Annotated in this window: 17 protein-coding genes and 1 pseudogene; 10 read left to right on the forward strand and 8 right to left on the reverse strand. The window is 70.1% G+C overall.

From position 1 onward, the window contains the following. Positions 1-81: 81 nt before the first annotated feature. A complete protein-coding gene (locus tag ACNYS0_RS22805) occupies positions 82-1008 on the forward strand; it encodes an ATP-binding cassette domain-containing protein (protein WP_422476343.1) in 927 nt (308 codons plus the stop codon). Beyond that, positions 1005-1772 carry an ABC transporter permease gene (locus ACNYS0_RS22810; protein ID WP_422476344.1) on the forward strand — a complete coding sequence of 256 codons (768 nt, stop codon included), beginning with the start codon at positions 1005-1007 and terminating at the stop codon, positions 1770-1772. Before ACNYS0_RS22805 ends, ACNYS0_RS22810 begins: the two co-directional genes overlap by 4 nt. A gap of 6 nt (positions 1773-1778) precedes the next feature. On the opposite strand, the gene gad is transcribed toward ACNYS0_RS22810, so the two are convergent. Both gad and ACNYS0_RS22820 read right to left on the reverse strand, forming a co-directional pair. Then, entirely contained in the window at positions 1779-3206 is a 1428-nt protein-coding gene (gad, locus tag ACNYS0_RS22815) for a glutamate decarboxylase (RefSeq protein WP_422476345.1), read from the reverse strand. A gap of 50 nt (positions 3207-3256) precedes the next feature. Continuing rightward, on the reverse strand, positions 3257-4561 hold the full coding sequence (locus ACNYS0_RS22820; RefSeq protein ID WP_422476346.1) for an ion channel protein: 1305 nt from the start codon (positions 4559-4561) through the stop codon (positions 3257-3259). Between the two features lie 122 nt (positions 4562-4683). Between ACNYS0_RS22820 and ACNYS0_RS22825 the strand changes: the two genes are divergently transcribed. Together ACNYS0_RS22825 and ACNYS0_RS22830 are read left to right on the forward strand one after the other, a co-directional pair. Then, positions 4684-5442 (forward strand): MerR family transcriptional regulator, encoded by a 759-nt coding sequence (locus ACNYS0_RS22825; RefSeq protein ID WP_422476347.1) that lies wholly within the window; start codon positions 4684-4686, stop codon positions 5440-5442. A gap of 143 nt (positions 5443-5585) precedes the next feature. Next, positions 5586-6269, forward strand: a pseudogene (locus ACNYS0_RS22830) (DedA family protein); the annotation flags it as partial. A 23-nt stretch (positions 6270-6292) separates the two neighbouring features. On the opposite strand, the gene ACNYS0_RS22835 reads toward ACNYS0_RS22830, so the two are convergent. Together ACNYS0_RS22835 and ACNYS0_RS22840 are read right to left on the reverse strand one after the other, a co-directional pair. Then, complete coding sequence (locus ACNYS0_RS22835) at positions 6293-7999, reverse strand: threonine/serine exporter family protein (RefSeq protein ID WP_422476348.1); 1707 nt, start codon at positions 7997-7999, stop codon at positions 6293-6295. Positions 8000-8082: 83 nt separating this feature from the next. Continuing rightward, a complete protein-coding gene (locus ACNYS0_RS22840; RefSeq protein ID WP_385762809.1) occupies positions 8083-8574 on the reverse strand; it encodes an inorganic diphosphatase in 492 nt (163 codons plus the stop codon). 56 nt (positions 8575-8630) lie between these two features. On the opposite strand from ACNYS0_RS22840, the gene dacB reads away from it, so the two are divergent. The 6 genes from dacB (at position 8631) to folE (ending at position 16157) form a co-directional block, all read left to right on the forward strand. Then, on the forward strand, positions 8631-10127 hold the full coding sequence (dacB, locus tag ACNYS0_RS22845; RefSeq protein WP_422476349.1) for a D-alanyl-D-alanine carboxypeptidase/D-alanyl-D-alanine endopeptidase: 1497 nt from the start codon (positions 8631-8633) through the stop codon (positions 10125-10127). 89 nt (positions 10128-10216) lie between these two features. After that, positions 10217-11365: a zinc-dependent metalloprotease gene (locus ACNYS0_RS22850; protein ID WP_422476350.1), complete on the forward strand. Its 1149-nt coding sequence runs from the start codon at positions 10217-10219 to the stop codon at positions 11363-11365. Between the two features lie 224 nt (positions 11366-11589). Next, positions 11590-12588: a tRNA lysidine(34) synthetase TilS gene (gene tilS, locus ACNYS0_RS22855; RefSeq protein WP_422476351.1), complete on the forward strand. Its 999-nt coding sequence runs from the start codon at positions 11590-11592 to the stop codon at positions 12586-12588. A gap of 43 nt (positions 12589-12631) precedes the next feature. Further along, complete coding sequence (gene hpt / locus ACNYS0_RS22860; RefSeq protein ID WP_266718689.1) at positions 12632-13192, forward strand: hypoxanthine phosphoribosyltransferase; 561 nt, start codon at positions 12632-12634, stop codon at positions 13190-13192. 223 nt (positions 13193-13415) lie between these two features. Further along, positions 13416-15431: an ATP-dependent zinc metalloprotease FtsH gene (gene ftsH / locus ACNYS0_RS22865; RefSeq protein WP_422482754.1), complete on the forward strand. Its 2016-nt coding sequence runs from the start codon at positions 13416-13418 to the stop codon at positions 15429-15431. 120 nt (positions 15432-15551) lie between these two features. Next, positions 15552-16157 (forward strand): GTP cyclohydrolase I FolE, encoded by a 606-nt coding sequence (folE, locus tag ACNYS0_RS22870; RefSeq protein WP_422408048.1) that lies wholly within the window; start codon positions 15552-15554, stop codon positions 16155-16157. A gap of 31 nt (positions 16158-16188) precedes the next feature. On the opposite strand, the gene ACNYS0_RS22875 is transcribed toward folE, so the two are convergent. The 4 genes from ACNYS0_RS22875 to ACNYS0_RS22890 all read right to left on the reverse strand — a co-directional run bounded on the left by ACNYS0_RS22875 (position 16189) and on the right by ACNYS0_RS22890 (position 18419). Next, a complete protein-coding gene (locus ACNYS0_RS22875; RefSeq protein ID WP_422476353.1) occupies positions 16189-16671 on the reverse strand; it encodes a DUF3180 domain-containing protein in 483 nt (160 codons plus the stop codon). Between the two features lie 90 nt (positions 16672-16761). Beyond that, positions 16762-17361, reverse strand: coding sequence for a 2-amino-4-hydroxy-6-hydroxymethyldihydropteridine diphosphokinase (gene folK / locus ACNYS0_RS22880; protein ID WP_422476355.1), 600 nt, complete (start codon positions 17359-17361; stop codon positions 16762-16764). Next, a complete protein-coding gene (gene folB / locus ACNYS0_RS22885; RefSeq protein WP_385762823.1) occupies positions 17358-17717 on the reverse strand; it encodes a dihydroneopterin aldolase in 360 nt (119 codons plus the stop codon). Before folB ends, folK begins: the two co-directional genes overlap by 4 nt. 237 nt (positions 17718-17954) lie before the next feature. Beyond that, on the reverse strand, positions 17955-18419 hold the full coding sequence (locus ACNYS0_RS22890; RefSeq protein ID WP_422482755.1) for a nuclear transport factor 2 family protein: 465 nt from the start codon (positions 18417-18419) through the stop codon (positions 17955-17957). Positions 18420-18437: the final 18 nt, after the last annotated feature.

Below are 18437 nucleotides of genomic sequence, written 5' to 3' on the forward strand. Positions count from 1 at the left end.
TTGACGAATGGCCTCGCTTCCCTTACCTTCGTCCATCTAGTCAAGTTTGACTACGACGGGTTGGGTCACGGAGGGAGCCGGATGACGGACGCGATCGTCGCCGAGGGAGTGCGTAAGCGGTACGGGGAGAAGGCGGCACTCGACGGGCTCGACCTGACGGTGGGCCGGGGCACCGTGCACGGCGTGCTCGGGCCGAACGGGGCGGGCAAGACCACCGCCGTACGCGTCATGACGACGTTGCTGCGGGCCGACGCGGGCCGCGTCGAGGTGGCGGGCCACGATGTGCGGCGCGCCCCGGACGAGGTCCGCCACCGCATCGGCCTGCTCGGCCAGCACGCGGCGCTCGACGAGGAGCTGAGCGGTCGGCAGAACCTGGAGATGTTCGGCCGGCTCCACCACCTGGCCGCCCGGCGCGCGGGGGTTCGGGCCGACGAGCTCCTGGCCCGCTTCGGCCTCGCGGACACCGGCCGCAAGGCGGTCAAGGCGTACAGCGGCGGCATGCGGCGCCGCCTCGACCTCGCCGCATCGCTCCTCACGGAGCCGGAGGTCCTCTTCCTCGACGAGCCGACGACCGGGCTCGATCCGCGGGGCCGCGCCGAGGTCTGGGACGCCGTGCGCTCGCTGGTCGGCGGCGGCACGACGGTGCTCCTGACCACGCAGTACCTGGAGGAGGCGGACCAGCTGGCCGACCGGGTCTCGGTGGTCGACCGGGGCCGGGTCGTGGCGGACGGCACCCCGGACGAGCTGAAGGCGAAGCTGGGCGGCGACCGGATCGACGTGGTGGTCCGGGACGCGGCGAAGCTGCCGCGGGTGGCCGCGATGCTGCCCGCGGGCGCCACGGTCGACGCCGACCGCCGCCTGGTGAGCGCCCCGGTGGCCGACCGGATGGCCGCGCTCACCGATGTCGTACGAGCCCTTCAGGAGACCGGCGTCGAGGCGGAGGACGTGGCGCTGCGCCGTCCCACGCTCGACGAGGTGTTCCTGCACCTGACGGAGGTCCCCGCATGAGTACGTCGGTGAGCTGGGCGGTCACGGACTCCTGGACGATGACCCGCCGCGAACTCGCCCACTGGGCGCGGCAACCGGTGCAGGTCGTGGTCGGCCTGGTCTTCCCCGTGATGCTGCTCGTGATGTTCGGCTACCTGGTCGGGGGCGGGAAGGGGGTCGAAGGCGATTACGTCGACTTCCTCGTCCCCGGCATGCTCGCGCTGACCATGGCGTTCGGCCTGGAGTCGACGATGCTGGCGGTCACCCAGGACCTCAACAAGGGGGTGGTCGACCGGTTCCGGTCCATGCCGATGACCAACGGCGCGGTCCTCGTGGGCCGTTCGGTGGCGGACATGCTCCAGTCGGCGGCGTCGATCGTGGTCATGGCGGGGGTCGGGTTCGCGATCGGCTGGCGGGTGCACGGCTCGTTCGGCGCGGTGCTCGGGGCCTTCGGGCTGCTGCTCCTGCTGCGCTTCGCGATGCTGTGGGCGGGCATCTGGCTGGCCATGGTGGCGGGGAGGCCGGAGCTGGTGCAGGCCGTGCAGATCCTGGTGTGGCCGGTCGGGTTCCTCTCCAACGCCTTCGCGGTGCCGCAGGCCATGCCGGACTGGCTGGGCGCGGTCGTGGAGTGGAACCCGATGTCGGCCACGGCCTCGTCGGTCCGGTATCTGTTCGGCAACCCGGGCGGCGCGGACGAGGTGTGGCTCGCGGTGGCGTGGCCGGTGGGGCTCGTGGCGGTCTTCTTCCCGCTGGCGGTACGGAGGTTCGCGGGGCTGAACCGCTAGCAGGCCCTAGTGGTGGAACCCGGTGGCCGCGCCCCGGTCCCGCGTGAAGGGATGCGGCTGCTGCCGCAGCTCCGGCAGCAGCCGCCCCAGGTCCTCCACGAGCAGCTCCGCCAGGTCGGACGAGAACCCGTTGCGGCACACCACCCGCAGCACCGCCAGATCCTCCCGGTGCGCGGGGAACGTGTACGCCGGCACGAGCCACCCCCGCTCCCGCAGCCGCCGCGACACGTCGAACACGTCGTACGCCGTGACCTCGGGCGCCGTGGTGAACGCGAACACCGGCAGCTCGTCGCCCCGCGTCAGGAGCTGGAAGTCGCCCAGCGCCTCGATCCGCTCCGCGAGTCCGCGCGCCACCTGCCGCGTGGCGTGCTGGACGGCCCGGTAGCCCTCCCTGCCGAGGCGCAGGAACGTGTAGTACTGGGCGACCACCTGCGCCCCCGGCCGCGAGAAGTTGAGCGCGAACGTCGGCATGTCCCCGCCCAAGTAGTTGACCCGGAAGACGAGTTCCTCCGGCAGCGCCTCCGCGTCGCGCCACAGGGCCCAGCCGACGCCCGGGTAGACGAGCCCGTACTTGTGGCCCGACGTGTTGATCGACGCCACCCGCGGCAGCCGGAAGTCCCACACCAGATCCGGGTCGAGGAACGGGGCGACCATCGCGCCCGAGGCCCCGTCCACGTGCACGGGGATGTCGAGGCCCGTCTGCTCCTGCAACCCGTCGAGCGCCGCGCACAGCTCCGCGATCGGCTCGTACGAACCGTCGAACGTCGAGCCGAGGATGCCGACGACGCCGATCGTGTTCTCGTCGCACAGCTCCGCTGCCGCCGCCGGGTCGAGGTGGAACCGGCCGCCCTCCATCGGCACCTGGCGCGCCTCCACCTCCCAGAAATTGCAGAACTTCTCCCAGCAGACCTGCACGTTCACGCCCATGACGAGATTGGGGCGGGCCTCGCGCGAGGGGTAGCGGTCGGCGTTCTTGAGTGCCCAGCGCCGCTTGAGCGCCATCCCGGCGAGCATGCACGCCTCGCTCGACCCGGTGGTCGAACACCCGACGGCGGTGGACGGATCGGGTGCGTTCCACAGATCGGCGAGCATCGCGACGCAGCGCCGCTCCAGCTCCGCCGTCCGCGGGTACTCGTCCTTGTCGATCATGTTCTTGTCCCGGCACTCGCCCATGAGGACACCGGCCTGCGGCTCCATCCACGTCGTGACGAAGGTGGCGAGGTTGAGGCGCGCGTTCCCGTCCAGCATCAGCTCGTCGCGGACCAGTTGGTACGCGGTCATGGGCGCGAGCGGGCCCTGCGGCAGCCGGTGCTTGGGCGGGGCGTCCGTCATCCCGGCCGTCGGATTCGCCTCCCCGTAGAAGGGGTTGACGGCGACCGGTCGCTCGTCGGGCTTGCCGTAGCGGTCGGCCGGACTCTGATGCAGCGGTGACATGAGGGTCAACTCCTTCGGGAGAAAGGGAAGTTGCGTCGTTTCCGTCGCGCTCAGCGGATCGCCGATCCGTCCTCCGACAGTTGCATCTGCGGGCGTCCCGTCACCAGGAGCCAGGCGGGCAGTGACGCGATGCACATCAGGGCGATGATCGCGGGGGACGCGACCAGGACGGCCGCCGTGAAGAGGCTGACCCAGCCCTGCCGGGTGACCGCGAGCAGCACCCCGAGAACCCCGGCCGCGATGCCGACGGACGGGTTCACGCCGGGCACGAGCGCGTGCGCGAAGAGGCCGAAGGCCGCGCCCACGAAGACGGCGGGGAAGATCCGCCCGCCGCGGAACCCGCACGTGGCGGCGATCAGCAGCGCGGCCAGCTTCACCACGGTCATCAGGGCGAACTCCCCGGCCGACCAGCCGTCCGGGGAACCGGCGATCTCCTTGACCTCCGCGAGCCCCTTGAACAGGGTCAGTTCGCCGCCGAGCGCCCCGAGCAGGCCGAGCACGAGCCCGCCGAGCGGCAGCGTCAGCATCGGGTGGCCGAGGCGGCCGAAGGCCCGGTGCACGTAGGGGAAGGCGTAGACGGCGGTCATCGCGAACACCGCTGCCGCGCACGCGACGACGATCGACGAGACGAGGTCCACCCAGTCGGGGTCGCTCAGCGGCGGCAGGCCCAGGTCGAAGGAGGGCGAGGCGACCAGGGCGGTGGTCATGGAGCCCGCGGCCGCCGCGAGCAGGGGCCCGAACATGTTGTCCCACAGCGAGCCCTTCATCGGCATCGCCTTGCCGGCCAGCGTCTCCGAGACGAGCAGCGCGGCCGCGATCGGCGTACCGAACAGGGCGCCGACGGTCGCCGCCGTCGCGAGGCTCACCCACATCGTCGCGGGGGACCGCGGCAACAGCTTCTTGCCGAGCCAGAACGCGAGTCCCACGTTCACCGCGATGATCGGGTTCTCCGGGCCCAGGCTCGGCCCGCCGGCCAGCATCAGCGCGGCGGCGAGCGCGAGCCCCGGCAGCACGTACGGGGGCAGCGGGGCCTCGCCGCCGAGCCCCATCGTGGCCGGGTCGGGGCCCGCGTGGCCCGGCACCTTCCAGACCACGAGCCCGACGAGGACGCCCGTGACGGTGAGCATCACGATGATCCACAGCGTGGAGTAGCCACCGATGCCAAGGGCGTCGGGGAGGTCTTCCCACACCAGTCCGGCCAGCTTCTCCGCGATCCGGTCGAGCGCGAGGAACAGCAGGCTGCAACCGACGCCCACCACCAGGGCGGGCAGCACGAACGGCAGCAGGGTGCGAGCGGAGACGGCGGACGGGGGCTCGGACGGGGGCGGCGGTTCGATCTCGGTATGCGTGCTCACGGCGCCACCCTAAGCGGACATAAAACGCATAACACCCCGAAAATCCGCCGAAGGAATCGACTTGCACCTCACGTCACGTGAGGCCCCAAGCTGAATCACGTACGAGGAAGGAGGTACGGCGGATGAGCTACTCCGTGGGCCAGGTCGCCCGCTTCGCCGGAACCACGGTGCGCACCCTGCACCACTACGACGAGATCGGCCTGCTCACCCCGAGCGAGCGCAGCACGGCGGGACACCGCCGCTACGGAGAGGCCGACCTCGACCGGCTCCAGCAGGTCCTCTTCTACCGGGAGCTCGGCTTCCCGCTCGACGAGATCCAGGCCCTGCTCGACGACCCGGCGTCCGACCCGCGCGAGCACCTGCGGCGCCAGCACGAACTGCTGACCGTCCGCATCGAGAAACTGCAGAAGATGGCCGAGGCCGTCGAACACGCCATGGAGGCACAGAAGATGGGCATCCAGCTCACCCCGGAAGAGCGCTTCGAGGTCTTCGGGGACAAGGACCCCGTGGAGTACTCGGAGGAGACCGAGCAGCGCTGGGGCAACACCGAGGCGTACGCCGAGTCGCAGCGCCGCGCCGCGACGTACTCCAAGGAGGACTGGCTGCGCATGAAGGCCGAGAACGACGACTGGCTCGCGCGCTACGCGGCCCTCGTCGCGGCCGGCGAACCGGCGGACGGCGAGCGCGCCATGGATCTGGCCGAGGAGCACCGCGACCAGATCTCGCGGTGGTTCTACGACTGCCCGCACCAGATGCACGCCTGCCTCGGCGCCATGTACGTGGCCGACGAGCGCTTCAAGGCGTACTACGACGCCCTGGGCGAGGGGCTCGCCGACCACCTCAGCACCGCGATCCACGCCAACTCGGTACGGAACGGCTGAACCACAGGTATGCCACAGTTTCCGCACAGTGCATCCTGAGGGGGCCACTGGAACCTGGCGGGCACGACCGGCGTTGATAACTTTGCATCGCCGTTGCCTTGCCCTGCCTTTGTCACCAAGCCCCTCAGGAGTCCGGACCCGTGATGACGCTTGCTCTAGGACCAAGCTGGCTGGACCCGGACTATCTGCTGAACACGTTCGGCATCTGGGGCCTGCTGCTGATCGTGTTCGCCGAGTCGGGGCTGCTGATCGGCTTCTTCCTGCCGGGCGACTCGCTGCTGTTCACCACGGGTCTGCTGATCACCGCGGGCACCCTGGACTTCCCGCTGTGGGGCGCGGTCGCGCTGATCTGCGTCGCGGCGGTCCTGGGCGACCAGGCGGGCTATCTCTTCGGCAAGAAGGTCGGCCCCGCGCTGTTCCGGCGCCCCGACTCCAAGCTGTTCAAGCAGGAGAACGTGCAGAAGGCGCACGAGTTCTTCGAGAAGCACGGGCCGAAGTCGCTGGTCCTGGCCCGCTTCGTGCCGATCGTCCGCACGTTCACGCCGATCATCGCCGGTGTCTCCGGCATGAGGTACCGCTCGTTCATCACGTACAACGTGATCGGCGGCGTCCTGTGGGGCGCGGGCGTGACGCTGCTCGGCTCCTGGCTCGGCAACATCGAGTTCGTGCACAAGAACATCGAGGCGATCCTGATCCTGATCGTCCTGATCTCGGTGGTGCCGATCGTGATCGAGTTCCTGCGGGCCCGCGGCAAGTCGAAGAAGGAAGCCGCCCGCTCCGCGCAGGCGGGGGAGCCCGGCGGCCCCGGCGACACCCCGCCCGCGCCGCCGCGCCGCCGCCACGCGAAGCGCTAGAAGCCCCTCGTGCGCTTGGCCGCGCGCCGTCCCGCGGCGCCCGGGCCCTGGAGGAACAGGCGGGAGATCTCGCCACCGAGGTTCACCCCGATCGCGATGGCGAGGGCGAGCGCCGCCGCCTTGGACAGCGAGGTGAGCCCGCTGTTCACATCGCTGTGCGCGATCGCCAGCAGACCGAAGTACGTCGCCGAACCGGGCAGCAGCGGACCGATCGCGGCCGTCACGTACGGCAGCGCCGAGGCGAACTGGTAGCGCGAGAAGAGCTGCCCGAACAGGCCCACGAGCCCCGCCGCCGCGGCCGTCGCGGCCACCGGCGAGATCCCGCCCTGGTAGTGCAGCGCCCCGAAGATCGCGCCCGCGACCCCGCCGTTGAGCGTCACGGCGATCACCGTCGCCCGCTCCTGCTGAAGCAGCACGGCGAACGCGAGCGACAGCGACATCGACGCGAGGATCTGCCAGACCGGCCGGTCGGTGCCCTTCAGCAACTCCTCCGGATCGAGCTGGGCATGCAGCTGCACACCCACGTAGAGCATGATCAGGACGCCGATGACGATGCCCACGAAGAAGTACATGACTTCGAGCAGGCGGGCGGCGGCCGTGATGTAGAAACCGGTCAGGCCGTCCTGCACACCGGCCACGAGGGCCCGCCCCGGCAGCAGGGCGAACAGCCCACCGGTGATCACCGCGGACGCCCGCACATCCACGTAGTCGTGCGCGAGCGTCAGCGCGATGCCCATCGCGGCGGGCGGCATCGCGGCCACCGTGAACTGGTAGAACTCCGGGAACCCGCGCCCCGCGCAGAGCCACGCGAGCCGGTCGCCGAGCATCGCGCCTATCGCGGCGACGACGAACACCAGCAGGTCACCGCCGACCAGGATCGAGGCAGAACCGGCGAGCAGCCCGCTCGCCCCGGTGAGCGCCCAGCCCGGGTAGGGGTGCCGGTTCCTGCGGATCTCGGCGAGGCGCCGGTAGGCCTCCTCCAGGGAGACCTCGGTCTCCTCGTCGCTGAGGTCGTCGACGAGCCGGTACACGGCCGCGAGACGCGTGTAGTCGGTGCCGCGGCGCCGCACGGTGCGCGAGGCCGTCACCGGGTCGTCCACCAGGGACGGCTGGAAGCTGATCGACAGCAGGGTGAACGTCACCGTCGGCTCGCAGCGGTCGAGCCCGTAGGACCGGCACACGGCGAACATCGCCGCCTCCACGTCCTCGGCGCCCTCACCACCGGCGAGCAGCAGCTCACCGATACGCAGCGTCAGGTCGAGCACGCGCGGGACGGCGGGGCCCGACTCCTCGTCGTGCTTCTGCACGAGGTCGGGGGCGGGCCGCTCGGCGACCGGCATCCGCAGCATCGTGCGCATCCGGTCCTGCCAGGGCGCCTCCTTGATCAGCTTGACCATGGGAATGCCCTGCGGCGGGGTGAACGCGGGCGGCGACTCGCGGGCGCTGTACGTCCGCGGCGGCGTGAACGCCGAGCCCTCCGTGTCCACCGGCTCCGGTGCCTGCACGTTCAGCCCATTGGGCACCGCGAACTCCGATGTGGTCGACGAGTCCTCGTCGACCACCGGGGGCGGCGTGATGATCCCGATCGGCTGCGTGAACGCGCTGCGCGCCTCGTCGGACTGCGGCTTGCGGTCCTCGGGGGCCTCGGACTCCCGCTCCGTCACCTCTGTCGTTCCTCGCCCTTCACATCGCTGCGTATCCATGTACCGCACGTACGCCTCAGTATGCGCACAGATACGCGAACGGGCCGCCCCAGGGGGGCGGCCCGGACGTGAACGCTGGTGACTCAGTGGCCGCCGTTGTCCTGCGCGCGCTTGTAGGAACGCTCGATCTCGGCCTCGGCCTCGGTACGGCCGACCCAGTCGGCGCCCTCGACGGACTTGCCGGGCTCCAGGTCCTTGTAGACCTCGAAGAAGTGCTGGATCTCCAGGCGGTCGAACTCCGACACGTGCTGGATGTCGCGCAGGTGCTCCATCCGCGGGTCCGTCGCCGGGACGCACAGCAGCTTGTCGTCGCCGCCGGCCTCGTCCGTCATCCGGAACATGCCGATCGCGCGGCACTTGATGAGGCAGCCCGGGAACGTCGGCTCGTCCAGGATGACCAGGGCGTCCAGCGGGTCGCCGTCCTCGCCGAGGGTGTCCTCGACGTAGCCGTAGTCCGTCGGGTACGCGGTCGACGTGAACAGACGACGGTCGAGGCGGATGCGACCGGTCTCGTGGTCGACCTCGTACTTGTTCCGCGATCCCTTCGGAATCTCGATCAGAACGTCGAACTCCACCGGTGGCTCCTCAATGATCAACACAAACGTCTGGTGGTTAAGTGTCCCCTACGCAGATGTGTGATCGCGAAAGGGGCTGGTCCGCGGTGCCGGAGCCGAAGGCTTCGCAGCTCGTGAAGAGTGCGGCGAAGACTGTTGCCGGATCCAAGACCAAGCACGTCACGGTGGGCGCGACGGCGGTGGGTCTCGCCCTCGCGGCCGTCGTGGCGGTCGCGGCCGGTCCCTGGGACGCTTCGGGTCAGCGTAAGGCCGAGTCCGACCGGGCCGCCTCCTCGGAGGCCGGAGGTGGCACAGATCACGGCCGTGAGGCCGAGGCGGCGCCGAGCGCGCCCGTGGTCCTCTCGGCCCCCGGCGCGTCCGTGCCGGGCCCCACGAAGAGCGCCCTGGCCGATGTGCTCGACCCCCTCTTCAAGGGCTCCGCGCTCGGCGGCAGGCGCACGGCCGCGGTCGTCGACGCCGTCACCGGAAAGAGGCTCTACGGAAGGTCGCCGGGCGACACCCTCACCCCGGCGTCCACGACGAAGCTGGCCACGGCGGTCGCGGCCCTCTCCGCCGCGGGCCCCGACCACCGCATCGCCACCCGTACGGCCCTGGAGAAGGACTCCAAGAAGCTGATCCTGGTGGGCGGCGGCGATCCGACCCTGACCGCCCGCGAGAAGAATCCTTACGGTGCCGCCGACCTGGGCACTCTCGCCGACGAGACCGCCAAGGACCTCAAGGGACGCGACATCGGCGAGATCACCCTCACGTACGACACCTCGCTGTACTCGGGACCCGACACCCACCCCATCGGCCCCAACGAGAACCTCGCCCGGGTCACCCCGCTGATGGCCGACGAGGCCCGCACCGACGACTCCGACAGCGGACCGGCCGCGCGCGAGGGCGATCCGGCGGCCGCCGCGGCGAAGAAGTTCGCGGACCTGCTGAACGACCGCGGCATCAAGACCAAGGGCGATCCGGCCTCCGGCAAGGCGTCCGGCAAGGCCGAGAAGCTCGCGGAGGTCTCCTCGCCGCCGCTCTCCGCCCTCGTCGAGCGGATGCTGACGCACAGCGACAACGACATCGCCGAGGCGCTCGCCCGGCAGACCGCGATCGCCGCGGGCGGGAGCCACGACTTCGACGGCGCGGGCAAGGCCGTGAAGAAGCAGCTCGAAAAGCTCCGCCTCCCCGTCGAGGACACCCGCTTCGCCGACGGCAGCGGCCTCGACCGCGCCGACAAGGTCTCCGCGGACCTGCTCACCGGGCTGCTCGCCAAGGCCGCCGACCCGTCCCGCCCGGAACTGCGCTCCGTCCTGACGGGCCTGCCGGTCGCCGGCTTCACCGGAACCCTCGCGAGCCGCTACGAGGACGCCGCCGACGCCTCGGGAACCGGCCTGGTCCGCGCCAAGACCGGCACCCTCACCGGCGTCAACACGCTCGCCGGGACGGTCGTCGACGCCGACGGACGCCTCCTCGTCTTCGCCTTCATGACGGAGGGCGCCACGGACCCCAAGGCCGCCCAGTCGGGCCTCGACCGCCTCGCCTCCTCCGTCGCGAACTGCGGCTGTAGGTGAACCCTTAAGGGTTCCGAGGGGCCGAAGTGGGGCGGCACTCCGGGGCCGACCCCTCTTCCCGTACGCGAGGGGTCACGTACCGTTGACGCATGACGAGCCTCGGCGGTGCTGCATCTTCGGGAATGGTCGACTGGAACCTCGCGGTGGCGACCGCGACCCGACTCGTACGACCAGGTCCCGAGGTCAGCCGGGACGAGGCGCGGGCCGTCGTGGCGGAGCTGCGCCGGCACGCCAAGGCCTCCGAGGAGCACGTGCGCGCGTACACGCGGATGGCCACCGACTCCGACCACGACACCCCGGTGCTCGTGGTCGACCGGCCCGGCTGGGTGAAGGCCAACGTCGCGGGCTTCCGTGAGGTGCTCAGGCCGCTGCTCGACAAGATGAACGAGCGGCGCGGCTCGGGACCGGGCCCCGCGATGCTCGGCGCGGTCGGCGGCAAGGTCACCGGCGTCGAACTCGGCATGCTGCTCTCGTTCCTGTCCTCCCGCGTCCTCGGCCAGTACGAGACCTTCGCCCCTGCCACCCGTGACCTGCCCGCCGCGCCGAACGGCGGCGGCAGGCTCCTGCTCGTCGCGCCGAACATCGTGCACGTGGAGCGCGAACTCGACGTGGAGCCGCACGACTTCAGGCTCTGGGTCTGCCTCCACGAGGAGACGCACCGCACCCAGTTCACGGCCGTGCCCTGGCTGCGCGACCACCTCGAGGGCGAGATCCAGTCATTCCTGGAGGAGACCGAGGTCGACCCGACGACGTTCCTGGAGCGCGTACGGGAAGCGGCCCAGTCGCTGGCCGGAGGGCGCCCCGAGGGCGAGGAGGACGATGGCGGACGCTCGCTCGTCGAACTGGTGCAGACCCCGGCGCAGCGCGAGATCCTCGCCCGCCTCACCGCCGTCATGTCGCTGCTCGAAGGGCACGCGGACTATGTGATGGACGGCGTGGGCCCGGCCGTCGTGCCGTCCGTCGAGGAGATCCGCGAGAAGTTCCAACAGCGCAGGCAGAAGGGCGCGTCCCGGCTCGACCTGGCCCTGCGCAAGCTCCTCGGCCTCGACGCGAAGCTGCGCCAGTACCGCGACGGCGAGAAGTTCGTCCGGGCCGTCGTCGACGAGGTCGGCATGGACGGCTTCAACCGGGTGTGGACGTCTCCCAACACGCTGCCGACGAAGGCGGAGATCGCCAAACCGGCGGACTGGGTCGCGCGGGTGCACAACAGGACGGACGGCGCTCACGAAGCCCCGTAAGGCACGCCCATAATTGCTCAGGATCACCCATCCGAGGGACCGTAGGCCGTGGGCTGGCGTGCAATGCTCGGGGAACCGCTCGGCTCTGTCACCATCGACACACTCTGCGTGACCGATCTCACCCGGTCACCGTTGAGCGATTGAGCCGGGTCAGCCGGCGCTGGTCCGGTTCGAGTTGTCCAGCAGCGCCCACCCCCCAGACAACGGAATGAAGGGAACCGGACATGGGTCCCCATCCTGCGGTCGCGGCGATACGCCTGGCGGTCCGCCGCGTCCTCCACGACATCCTCAACGACTCCCCTCCGGACGCCGAGCCCGTGGTGCTCGTCGCCTGCTCCGGCGGAGCCGACTCCATGGCCCTCGCCTCCGCCCTCGCCTTCGAGGCCCCCAAACTCGGCATCCGCGCCGGTGGCATCACCGTCGACCACGGCCTCCAGCCCGGCTCCGACGCCCGCGCTGAAGACGTCGTCCTGCGCCTGACCGCCCTCGGCCTGAAGCCGGTCGAGTCCGTCGCCGTCGACGTCGGCCGCGACGGAGGCCCCGAGGCCGCCGCCCGCGACGCCCGCTACGCCGCCCTCGACGCCGCCGCCGAGCACCACGGCGCCGCCGCCGTCCTGCTCGGCCACACCCGCGACGACCAGGCCGAGACGGTCCTGCTCGGCCTCGCCCGCGGCTCCGGCATCCGCTCCCTGTCGGGAATGGCCGCGATGTCGGGGACCGGCGGCCGCTACCGGCGCCCCTTCCTGACGCTCGACCGGCAGACCGCCCGCAAGGCCTGCCTCGTCCAGCACCTGCCCGTCTGGGACGACCCGCACAACACCGACCCGACGTACACCAGGTCCAGACTCCGCCACGAGGGTCTGCCCGCCCTGGAGAAGGCGCTCGGCAAGGGCGTCGTCGAGGCTCTCGCCCGTACGGCCCAGTTGTCGCGCGACGACGCCGACGCGCTCGACACCTGGGCCCGCGACGCCGCCGAGTCCGTACGGGACGCGGCCGGACTCCTCGAATGCGCCAAGCTCTACGCCCTGCCGCCCGCCGTGCGCCGCAGAATCCTGCGCCGGACGGCCATCGAGGCCGGCGCCCCGGCCGGTGCGCTGTTCGCCCGGCACATCGAGGAGGTCGACCGCCTGATCACGGGATGGCGGGGCCAGGGAGAGATCAATCTGCCGGGCAAAGTTCTCGCTCAGCGGCAGGGTGGCAGACTGGTCATCCGGCAAGGCTGACTCGACGGTCACGTCGCGGCGGCCGGTGGGACGACCGAAAGTGATGCGGGTGGACGCGAAAGACATGGGCACCGACCTTCAGTCGGTGCTCATCACCAAGGAAGAGATCGACGCGAAGCTGGCCGAGCTGGCCGCGAAGGTCGACGCGGAGTACGCGGGCAAGGACCTGCTGATCGTCGGGGTGCTCAAGGGCGCCGTGATGGTCATGGCGGACCTGGCTCGCGCCCTGTCCACCCCGCTCACCATGGACTGGATGGCGGTGTCCTCGTACGGCTCGGGCACCCAGTCCTCCGGGGTCGTGCGGATCCTCAAGGACCTCGACACCGACATCAAGGACAAGCACGTCCTGATCGTCGAGGACATCATCGACTCCGGTCTGACGCTGTCCTGGCTGCTCACCAATCTCGGTTCGCGCGAGCCCGCCTCCCTCGAGGTGTGCACGCTGCTGCGCAAGCCGGAGGCGGCCAAGGTCGACATCGACGTGAAGTGGGTCGGCTTCGACATCCCGAACGAGTTCGTGGTCGGTTACGGCCTGGACTACGCGGAGAAGTACCGGAACCTGCCGTTCGTCGGCACTCTCGCGCCGCACGTCTACGGCGGCTGAGCCGTCGTCAGAGCTGCTCGCCGGGACGGGAACCCTCGCGGGGTTCCCGCCGTTGGAGCATGCGAAGGGCAGATTCCCGGCCCTCCCCTGCGGCTTCGGGTGACAATGCTGGGGTACCGTCCGAAGAACAGTTCTTCAAACAGCTACAACAGCACCAACAGCTCCAAACAGCCTTATCAAACTCACTATGGCAGGAGGGACGGGGCGGCACCGCTCCGTATGGATGGACGTGAAGCGATACTTCCGTGGGCCGGTCATGTGGATCGTGCTGGCCGTCCTTGCCGTGGTCGTGTTGATGCAGGTCGTCGGTTCGTCCGGCGGCTACAAGACGGTGGACACCGGCCAGGTAATTCAGGCCATCAACGACAACAAGGTGGACTCGGCCAAGCTGACCACCGGCGATGAGAGCACGATCAAGGTCGAGCTGAAGGACGGCCAGAAGGTCGACGGCTCGAACAAGATCCAGGCCAGCTACATCGGCGACCAGGGCGTCGACGTGGCCAAGAGTCTCCAGGCCAAGTTCGAGGACAAGCAGATTCCGGACGGGTACACCGTCTCGCCGTCGAAGCAGAACCCCTTCGTGGGAATCCTGCTCTCGCTGCTGCCCTTCGTTCTCATCGTCGTCGTGTTCCTGTTCCTGATGAATCAGATGCAGGGCGGCGGCTCCCGAGTCATGCAGTTCGGGAAGTCCAAGGCCAAGCTCATCACCAAGGACACCCCCAAGACGACGTTCTCCGACGTCGCCGGCAGCGACGAGGCCGTCGAGGAGCTCCACGAGATCAAGGAGTTCCTCCAGGAGCCGGCCAAGTTCCAGGCCGTCGGAGCCAAGATTCCCAAGGGCGTACTCCTGTACGGCCCGCCCGGTACGGGCAAGACCCTGCTCGCGCGTGCCGTCGCGGGCGAGGCGGGCGTCCCGTTCTACTCGATCTCCGGTTCCGACTTCGTCGAGATGTTCGTCGGTGTCGGTGCCTCCCGTGTCCGTGACCTCTTCGAGCAGGCCAAGGCGAACGCCCCGGCGATCGTCTTCGTCGACGAGATCGACGCGGTCGGCCGGCACCGTGGTGCCGGACTCGGCGGTGGGCACGACGAGCGCGAGCAGACGCTCAACCAGCTGCTCGTCGAGATGGACGGCTTCGACGTGAAGGGCGGCGTCATCCTGATCGCCGCCACGAACCGGCCGGACATCCTCGACCCGGCGCTGCTGCGGCCCGGCCGTTTCGACCGCCAGATCGCGGTCGACCGCCCGGACATGCAGGGCCGTCTGGAGATCCTCAAGGTTCACCAGAAGGGCAAGCCGGTCGCCCAGGACGTCGACCTGTCGGCCGTCGCCCGCCGTACGCCGGGCTTCACCGGTGCCGATCTCTCCAACGTGCTGAACGAGGCCGCGCTCCTTACGGCCCGCTCGGACCGGAAGCTGATCGACAACACGATGCTCGACGAGGCGATCGACCGTGTGGTCGCGGGCCCGCAGAAGCGGACCCGGATCATGTCGGACAAGGAAAAGAAGATCACCGCGTACCACGAGGGCGGTCACGCCCTGGTCGCGGCGGCCTCGCCGAACTCCGACCCGGTCCACAAGATCACGATCCTCTCCCGCGGCCGGGCCCTCGGTTACACGATGGTCCTGCCCGACGAGGACAAGTACTCGACCACGCGCAACGAGATGCTCGACCAGCTCGCCTACATGCTGGGCGGGCGCGCGGCCGAGGAGCTCGTCTTCCACGACCCGACCACGGGTGCCGCGAACGACATCGAGAAGGCCACCAGCACGGCCCGCGCGATGGTCACGCAGTACGGCATGACCGAGCGGCTCGGCGCGATCAAGTTCGGCGGCGACAACTCGGAGCCCTTCCTGGGCCGCGAGATGGGTCACCAGCGCGACTACTCGGAAGAGGTCGCCGCGCTCGTCGACGAAGAGGTCAAGAAGCTCATCGAGACGGCGCACAACGAGGCCTGGGAGATCCTCGTCGAGAACCGCGACGTTCTCGACAACCTGGTCCTCGCGCTGCTCGAGAAGGAGACGCTGAACAAGGAGCAGATCGCCGAGATCTTCGCTCCGATCGTGAAGCGCCCGGCCCGCCCCGCGTGGACCGGCTCCAACCGCCGCACCCCCTCGACCCGCCCGCCGGTGCTCTCCCCCAAGGAGCTGTCACTGACGAACGGGGCGAACGGAGCGTCGCCCGCCATCGAGTCCACCACCCCGGTGGACACGGTGAAGGAAGAGCGCCCCGAGAGCTGACCCGGCCCTCATTGGGCAGGCCAGACCCGGAATGCAGGCCGCGTCCCCCACGCTTTACGGTGTGGGGGACGCGGCCTTTGCGCGGTCGCGCGCGAATGTAAGCAGAGAAAGAGGCACCAGATGACCGACCCGGTGACGCTGGACGGCGAGGGCTCGATCGGCGAGTTCGACGAGAAGCGGGCCGAGAACGCCGTGCGCGAGCTGCTCATCGCGGTCGGCGAGGACCCGGACCGCGAGGGCCTGCGGGAGACTCCGGGCCGGGTCGCCCGCGCCTACAAGGAGATATTCGCGGGCCTGTGGCAGAAGCCCGAGGACGTCCTGACGACGACGTTCGACCTGGGGCACGACGAGATGGTCCTGGTGAAGGACATCGAGGTCCAGTCGAGCTGTGAACATCATCTGGTCCCGTTCGTGGGCGTCGCCCACGTCGGCTACATCCCGTCCGCCGACGGCAAGATCACGGGCCTGTCGAAGCTGGCCCGCCTCGTCGACGTGTACGCCCGCCGTCCGCAGGTCCAGGAGCGTCTGACGACGCAGATCGCGGACTCCCTGATGGAGATCCTGGAGCCGCGCGGCGTCATCGTCGTCATCGAGTGCGAGCACATGTGCATGTCGATGCGCGGGGTCCGCAAGGCCGGTGCGAAGACGCTCACGTCCGCCGTGCGGGGGCAGCTGCGGGACCCGGCGACCCGCAGCGAGGCGATGAGCCTGATCATCGGGCGCTGATCTGCGCTGACGCGCTTTTTCGGGAAGGGCCCTAGGCGGCCGGTGCCGCCTCCTCCGGGTCCTCGTCGTCCGGGAGTTTGCAGATGCGCTCCAGGAAGATGGCCGCCGCGACGACGGCGATGCCGGCGAGTACCGAGAGTCCGGCGTAGATCGCCTGGTCGCGGCGGGCCGGGACGTCCAGGGACTCCAGGAGGAAGACGCCGGTGCCGCCGTACATTCCGGCAACCAGCGCCGCCACCAGGGCGCTGGCCTGGCCGAAGACGAGGGCGCGCGCCGCCATCATGGGGTCGACGCCCTTGGCCTCGGGGCGGCGCTCCCGCTGGGCGCGCAGCCGGGAGCGGATGGACAGCGCCGTCGCGAGCAGCACGACGGCGATCACCGCGAGCACGATGGGCGCGGCCAGCGGGACCTTCGGCAGCGTGCCGAGCGAGTCCCACAGGCGGGCGCCCGCCCAGGACAGCACTCCGGCGACGACGAAGAGGCCGACCAGTGTCCTGATGCGCAGTTGCTTCATCCCGGTTGGTCGCCCCTCGTCGTCTTGGCCCTGGTGCTCTTGTCGCCCGGTGTCCGGGGCCGTTTTACCGTGCCCGGTAGACCCTAACGATTACTCGGGGAGGCGGAGTTCCAGGTCGGCGCGTGCCGCGACGCCCTCGCGGGTCACGGAGCCGAGCAGCTGCGCGACCGTGCCGTGCCCCGGGAGCTGGGCTTCCGGCTCCACGTCGTGCCAGGGGACGAGCACGAAGGCCCGCTGGTGGGCCCGGGGGTGGGGGAGCGTGAGATATGGGTCGTCCGAGACCACGTCGGCGTACGCGACGATGTCCACGTCGAGGGTGCGGGCACCCCAGCGCTCGTCCCGGACCCGGTGGAAGGCCTCCTCGACGGCCTGCGCGCGCTCCAGGAGCGAGGACGGCGGCAGCGTCGTCTTCAGGACGACGACGGCGTTGAAGTACGAGGGCTGGCTGTCCGGGGCGACGCCCCAGGGCTCCGTCTCGTAGACGGGAGAGACGGCCTTGACGCGGACGCCGGGGGTGTCCTCCAGGGCGTCCACGGCGCCCTGGAGGGTCTCCAGGCGGTTGCCCAGGTTCGCGCCGAGGGAGATCACGGCGCGCTTGGGGTTGGAGAGCGTGGTGTCGGCCGCGTCGACCTGTTCCACCACGGAGGTCGGCACCGGCTGGACGGTCGGGTCGAACGGAGTTTTGTTCATACTCGGCTCCGGGTGATGGTGACGGTCACGTCGTCGAAGGGCACGGTGATCGGTGCGTCCGGCTTGTGGACGCAGACCTCGACCTCCTGTACGCCTTCGTGCTTCAGGCATGTCTGGGCGATGCGCTCGGCGAGCGTCTCGATGAGATCCACGGGGTCGCCCGAGACAACGGCCACGACCTCCTCCGCCACGACGCCGTAGTGCACGGTCTTCGCCAGGTCGTCGTCGGCCGCGGCCGCCCGCGTGTCCAGGCCGAGCACCAGGTCCACGATGAAGGTCTGGCCTTCCTCGCGTTCCTTGGGGAAAACGCCATGGTGCCCACGGGCCTTGAGGCCGCGCAGCGCGACACGATCCACGCGAATCACTCCTGCAGTCGTTGGTGACGGCCGGTGCCACCGATGTGCGGTCGGTGTCCCGGCCTCGATCGAATCTACCTGCGGGCACTGACAGCACCGGCCCGCGGGGGCTATGACTGATCCCACCCGGAGCGCCCGCCCCAGGGTGTGCCCTCGGCTGGTAGCCGCCCATACCCATGGGGTCGAGCACCCAACCCCGCATGCGGGATCTCGGGTTCCACGGGGGTGCCTGCCCACTCAGGCGGGTGAGTCGCCGTCGTCCGCGTTGCCCATCTCGTCGGATTCGTCGTCCGATTCGGCGAGCACGGGAGAGGCGTGGTGCGACCAGAGCTTCCAGCTGTCGCGCGTGCGCCGGAACACGTTGGTGGCGACGACGCGCTGGCCGACGAGCGGTCCGAGTTCCTCGCCGCCCTCGGGGGCGGGACCGCCGCTGAGGATGTTCTCCGTGCAGGTCACGAGGGCGGTGTCGGCGACGACGCTGATGTGCACGTCGGTCAGGAAGAACTGGATGTACTCGGTGTTCGCCATGATCAGCGCGTAACTGCGGAGCACCTCGCCGCGGCCCGTGAGCACCGGCCAGCCGGGGTGCACACAGCTGATGGAGGTGTCCTCGGCCTCGTCCGGATCGGCGTCCTCGGCGTACTCGACGTCCTCGGGGGCGAGCCACAGCGACGTGAGTTCCTCGAAGTCGCCGCGTTCCATGGCCTCGTAGTACGAGCG

This window comes from Streptomyces anthophorae, from assembly GCF_049310305.1.
Lineage (GTDB): Bacteria > Actinomycetota > Actinomycetes > Streptomycetales > Streptomycetaceae > Streptomyces.

Bases quoted from the DNA above. Each gene is read 5' to 3' on its own strand.
- ACNYS0_RS22805 (WP_422476343.1), top strand. From the start codon at position 82: ATGACGGACGCGATCGTCGCCGAGGGAGTGCGTAAGCGGTACGGGGAG.
- ACNYS0_RS22810 (WP_422476344.1), top strand. From the start codon at position 1,005: ATGAGTACGTCGGTGAGCTGGGCGGTCACGGACTCCTGGACGATGACC.
- gad (WP_422476345.1), bottom strand. From the start codon at position 3,206: ATGTCACCGCTGCATCAGAGTCCGGCCGACCGCTACGGCAAGCCCGAC.
- ACNYS0_RS22825 (WP_422476347.1), top strand. From the start codon at position 4,684: ATGAGCTACTCCGTGGGCCAGGTCGCCCGCTTCGCCGGAACCACGGTG.
- ACNYS0_RS22835 (WP_422476348.1), bottom strand. From the start codon at position 7,999: ATGGATACGCAGCGATGTGAAGGGCGAGGAACGACAGAGGTGACGGAG.
- dacB (WP_422476349.1), top strand. From the start codon at position 8,631: ATGTGTGATCGCGAAAGGGGCTGGTCCGCGGTGCCGGAGCCGAAGGCT.
- ACNYS0_RS22850 (WP_422476350.1), top strand. From the start codon at position 10,217: ATGACGAGCCTCGGCGGTGCTGCATCTTCGGGAATGGTCGACTGGAAC.
- tilS (WP_422476351.1), top strand. From the start codon at position 11,590: ATGGGTCCCCATCCTGCGGTCGCGGCGATACGCCTGGCGGTCCGCCGC.
- hpt (WP_266718689.1), top strand. From the start codon at position 12,632: ATGCGGGTGGACGCGAAAGACATGGGCACCGACCTTCAGTCGGTGCTC.
- ftsH (WP_422482754.1), top strand. From the start codon at position 13,416: ATGGACGTGAAGCGATACTTCCGTGGGCCGGTCATGTGGATCGTGCTG.
- folE (WP_422408048.1), top strand. From the start codon at position 15,552: ATGACCGACCCGGTGACGCTGGACGGCGAGGGCTCGATCGGCGAGTTC.
- ACNYS0_RS22875 (WP_422476353.1), bottom strand. From the start codon at position 16,671: ATGAAGCAACTGCGCATCAGGACACTGGTCGGCCTCTTCGTCGTCGCC.
- folK (WP_422476355.1), bottom strand. From the start codon at position 17,361: ATGAACAAAACTCCGTTCGACCCGACCGTCCAGCCGGTGCCGACCTCC.
- ACNYS0_RS22890 (WP_422482755.1), bottom strand. From the start codon at position 18,419: ATGGAACGCGGCGACTTCGAGGAACTCACGTCGCTGTGGCTCGCCCCC.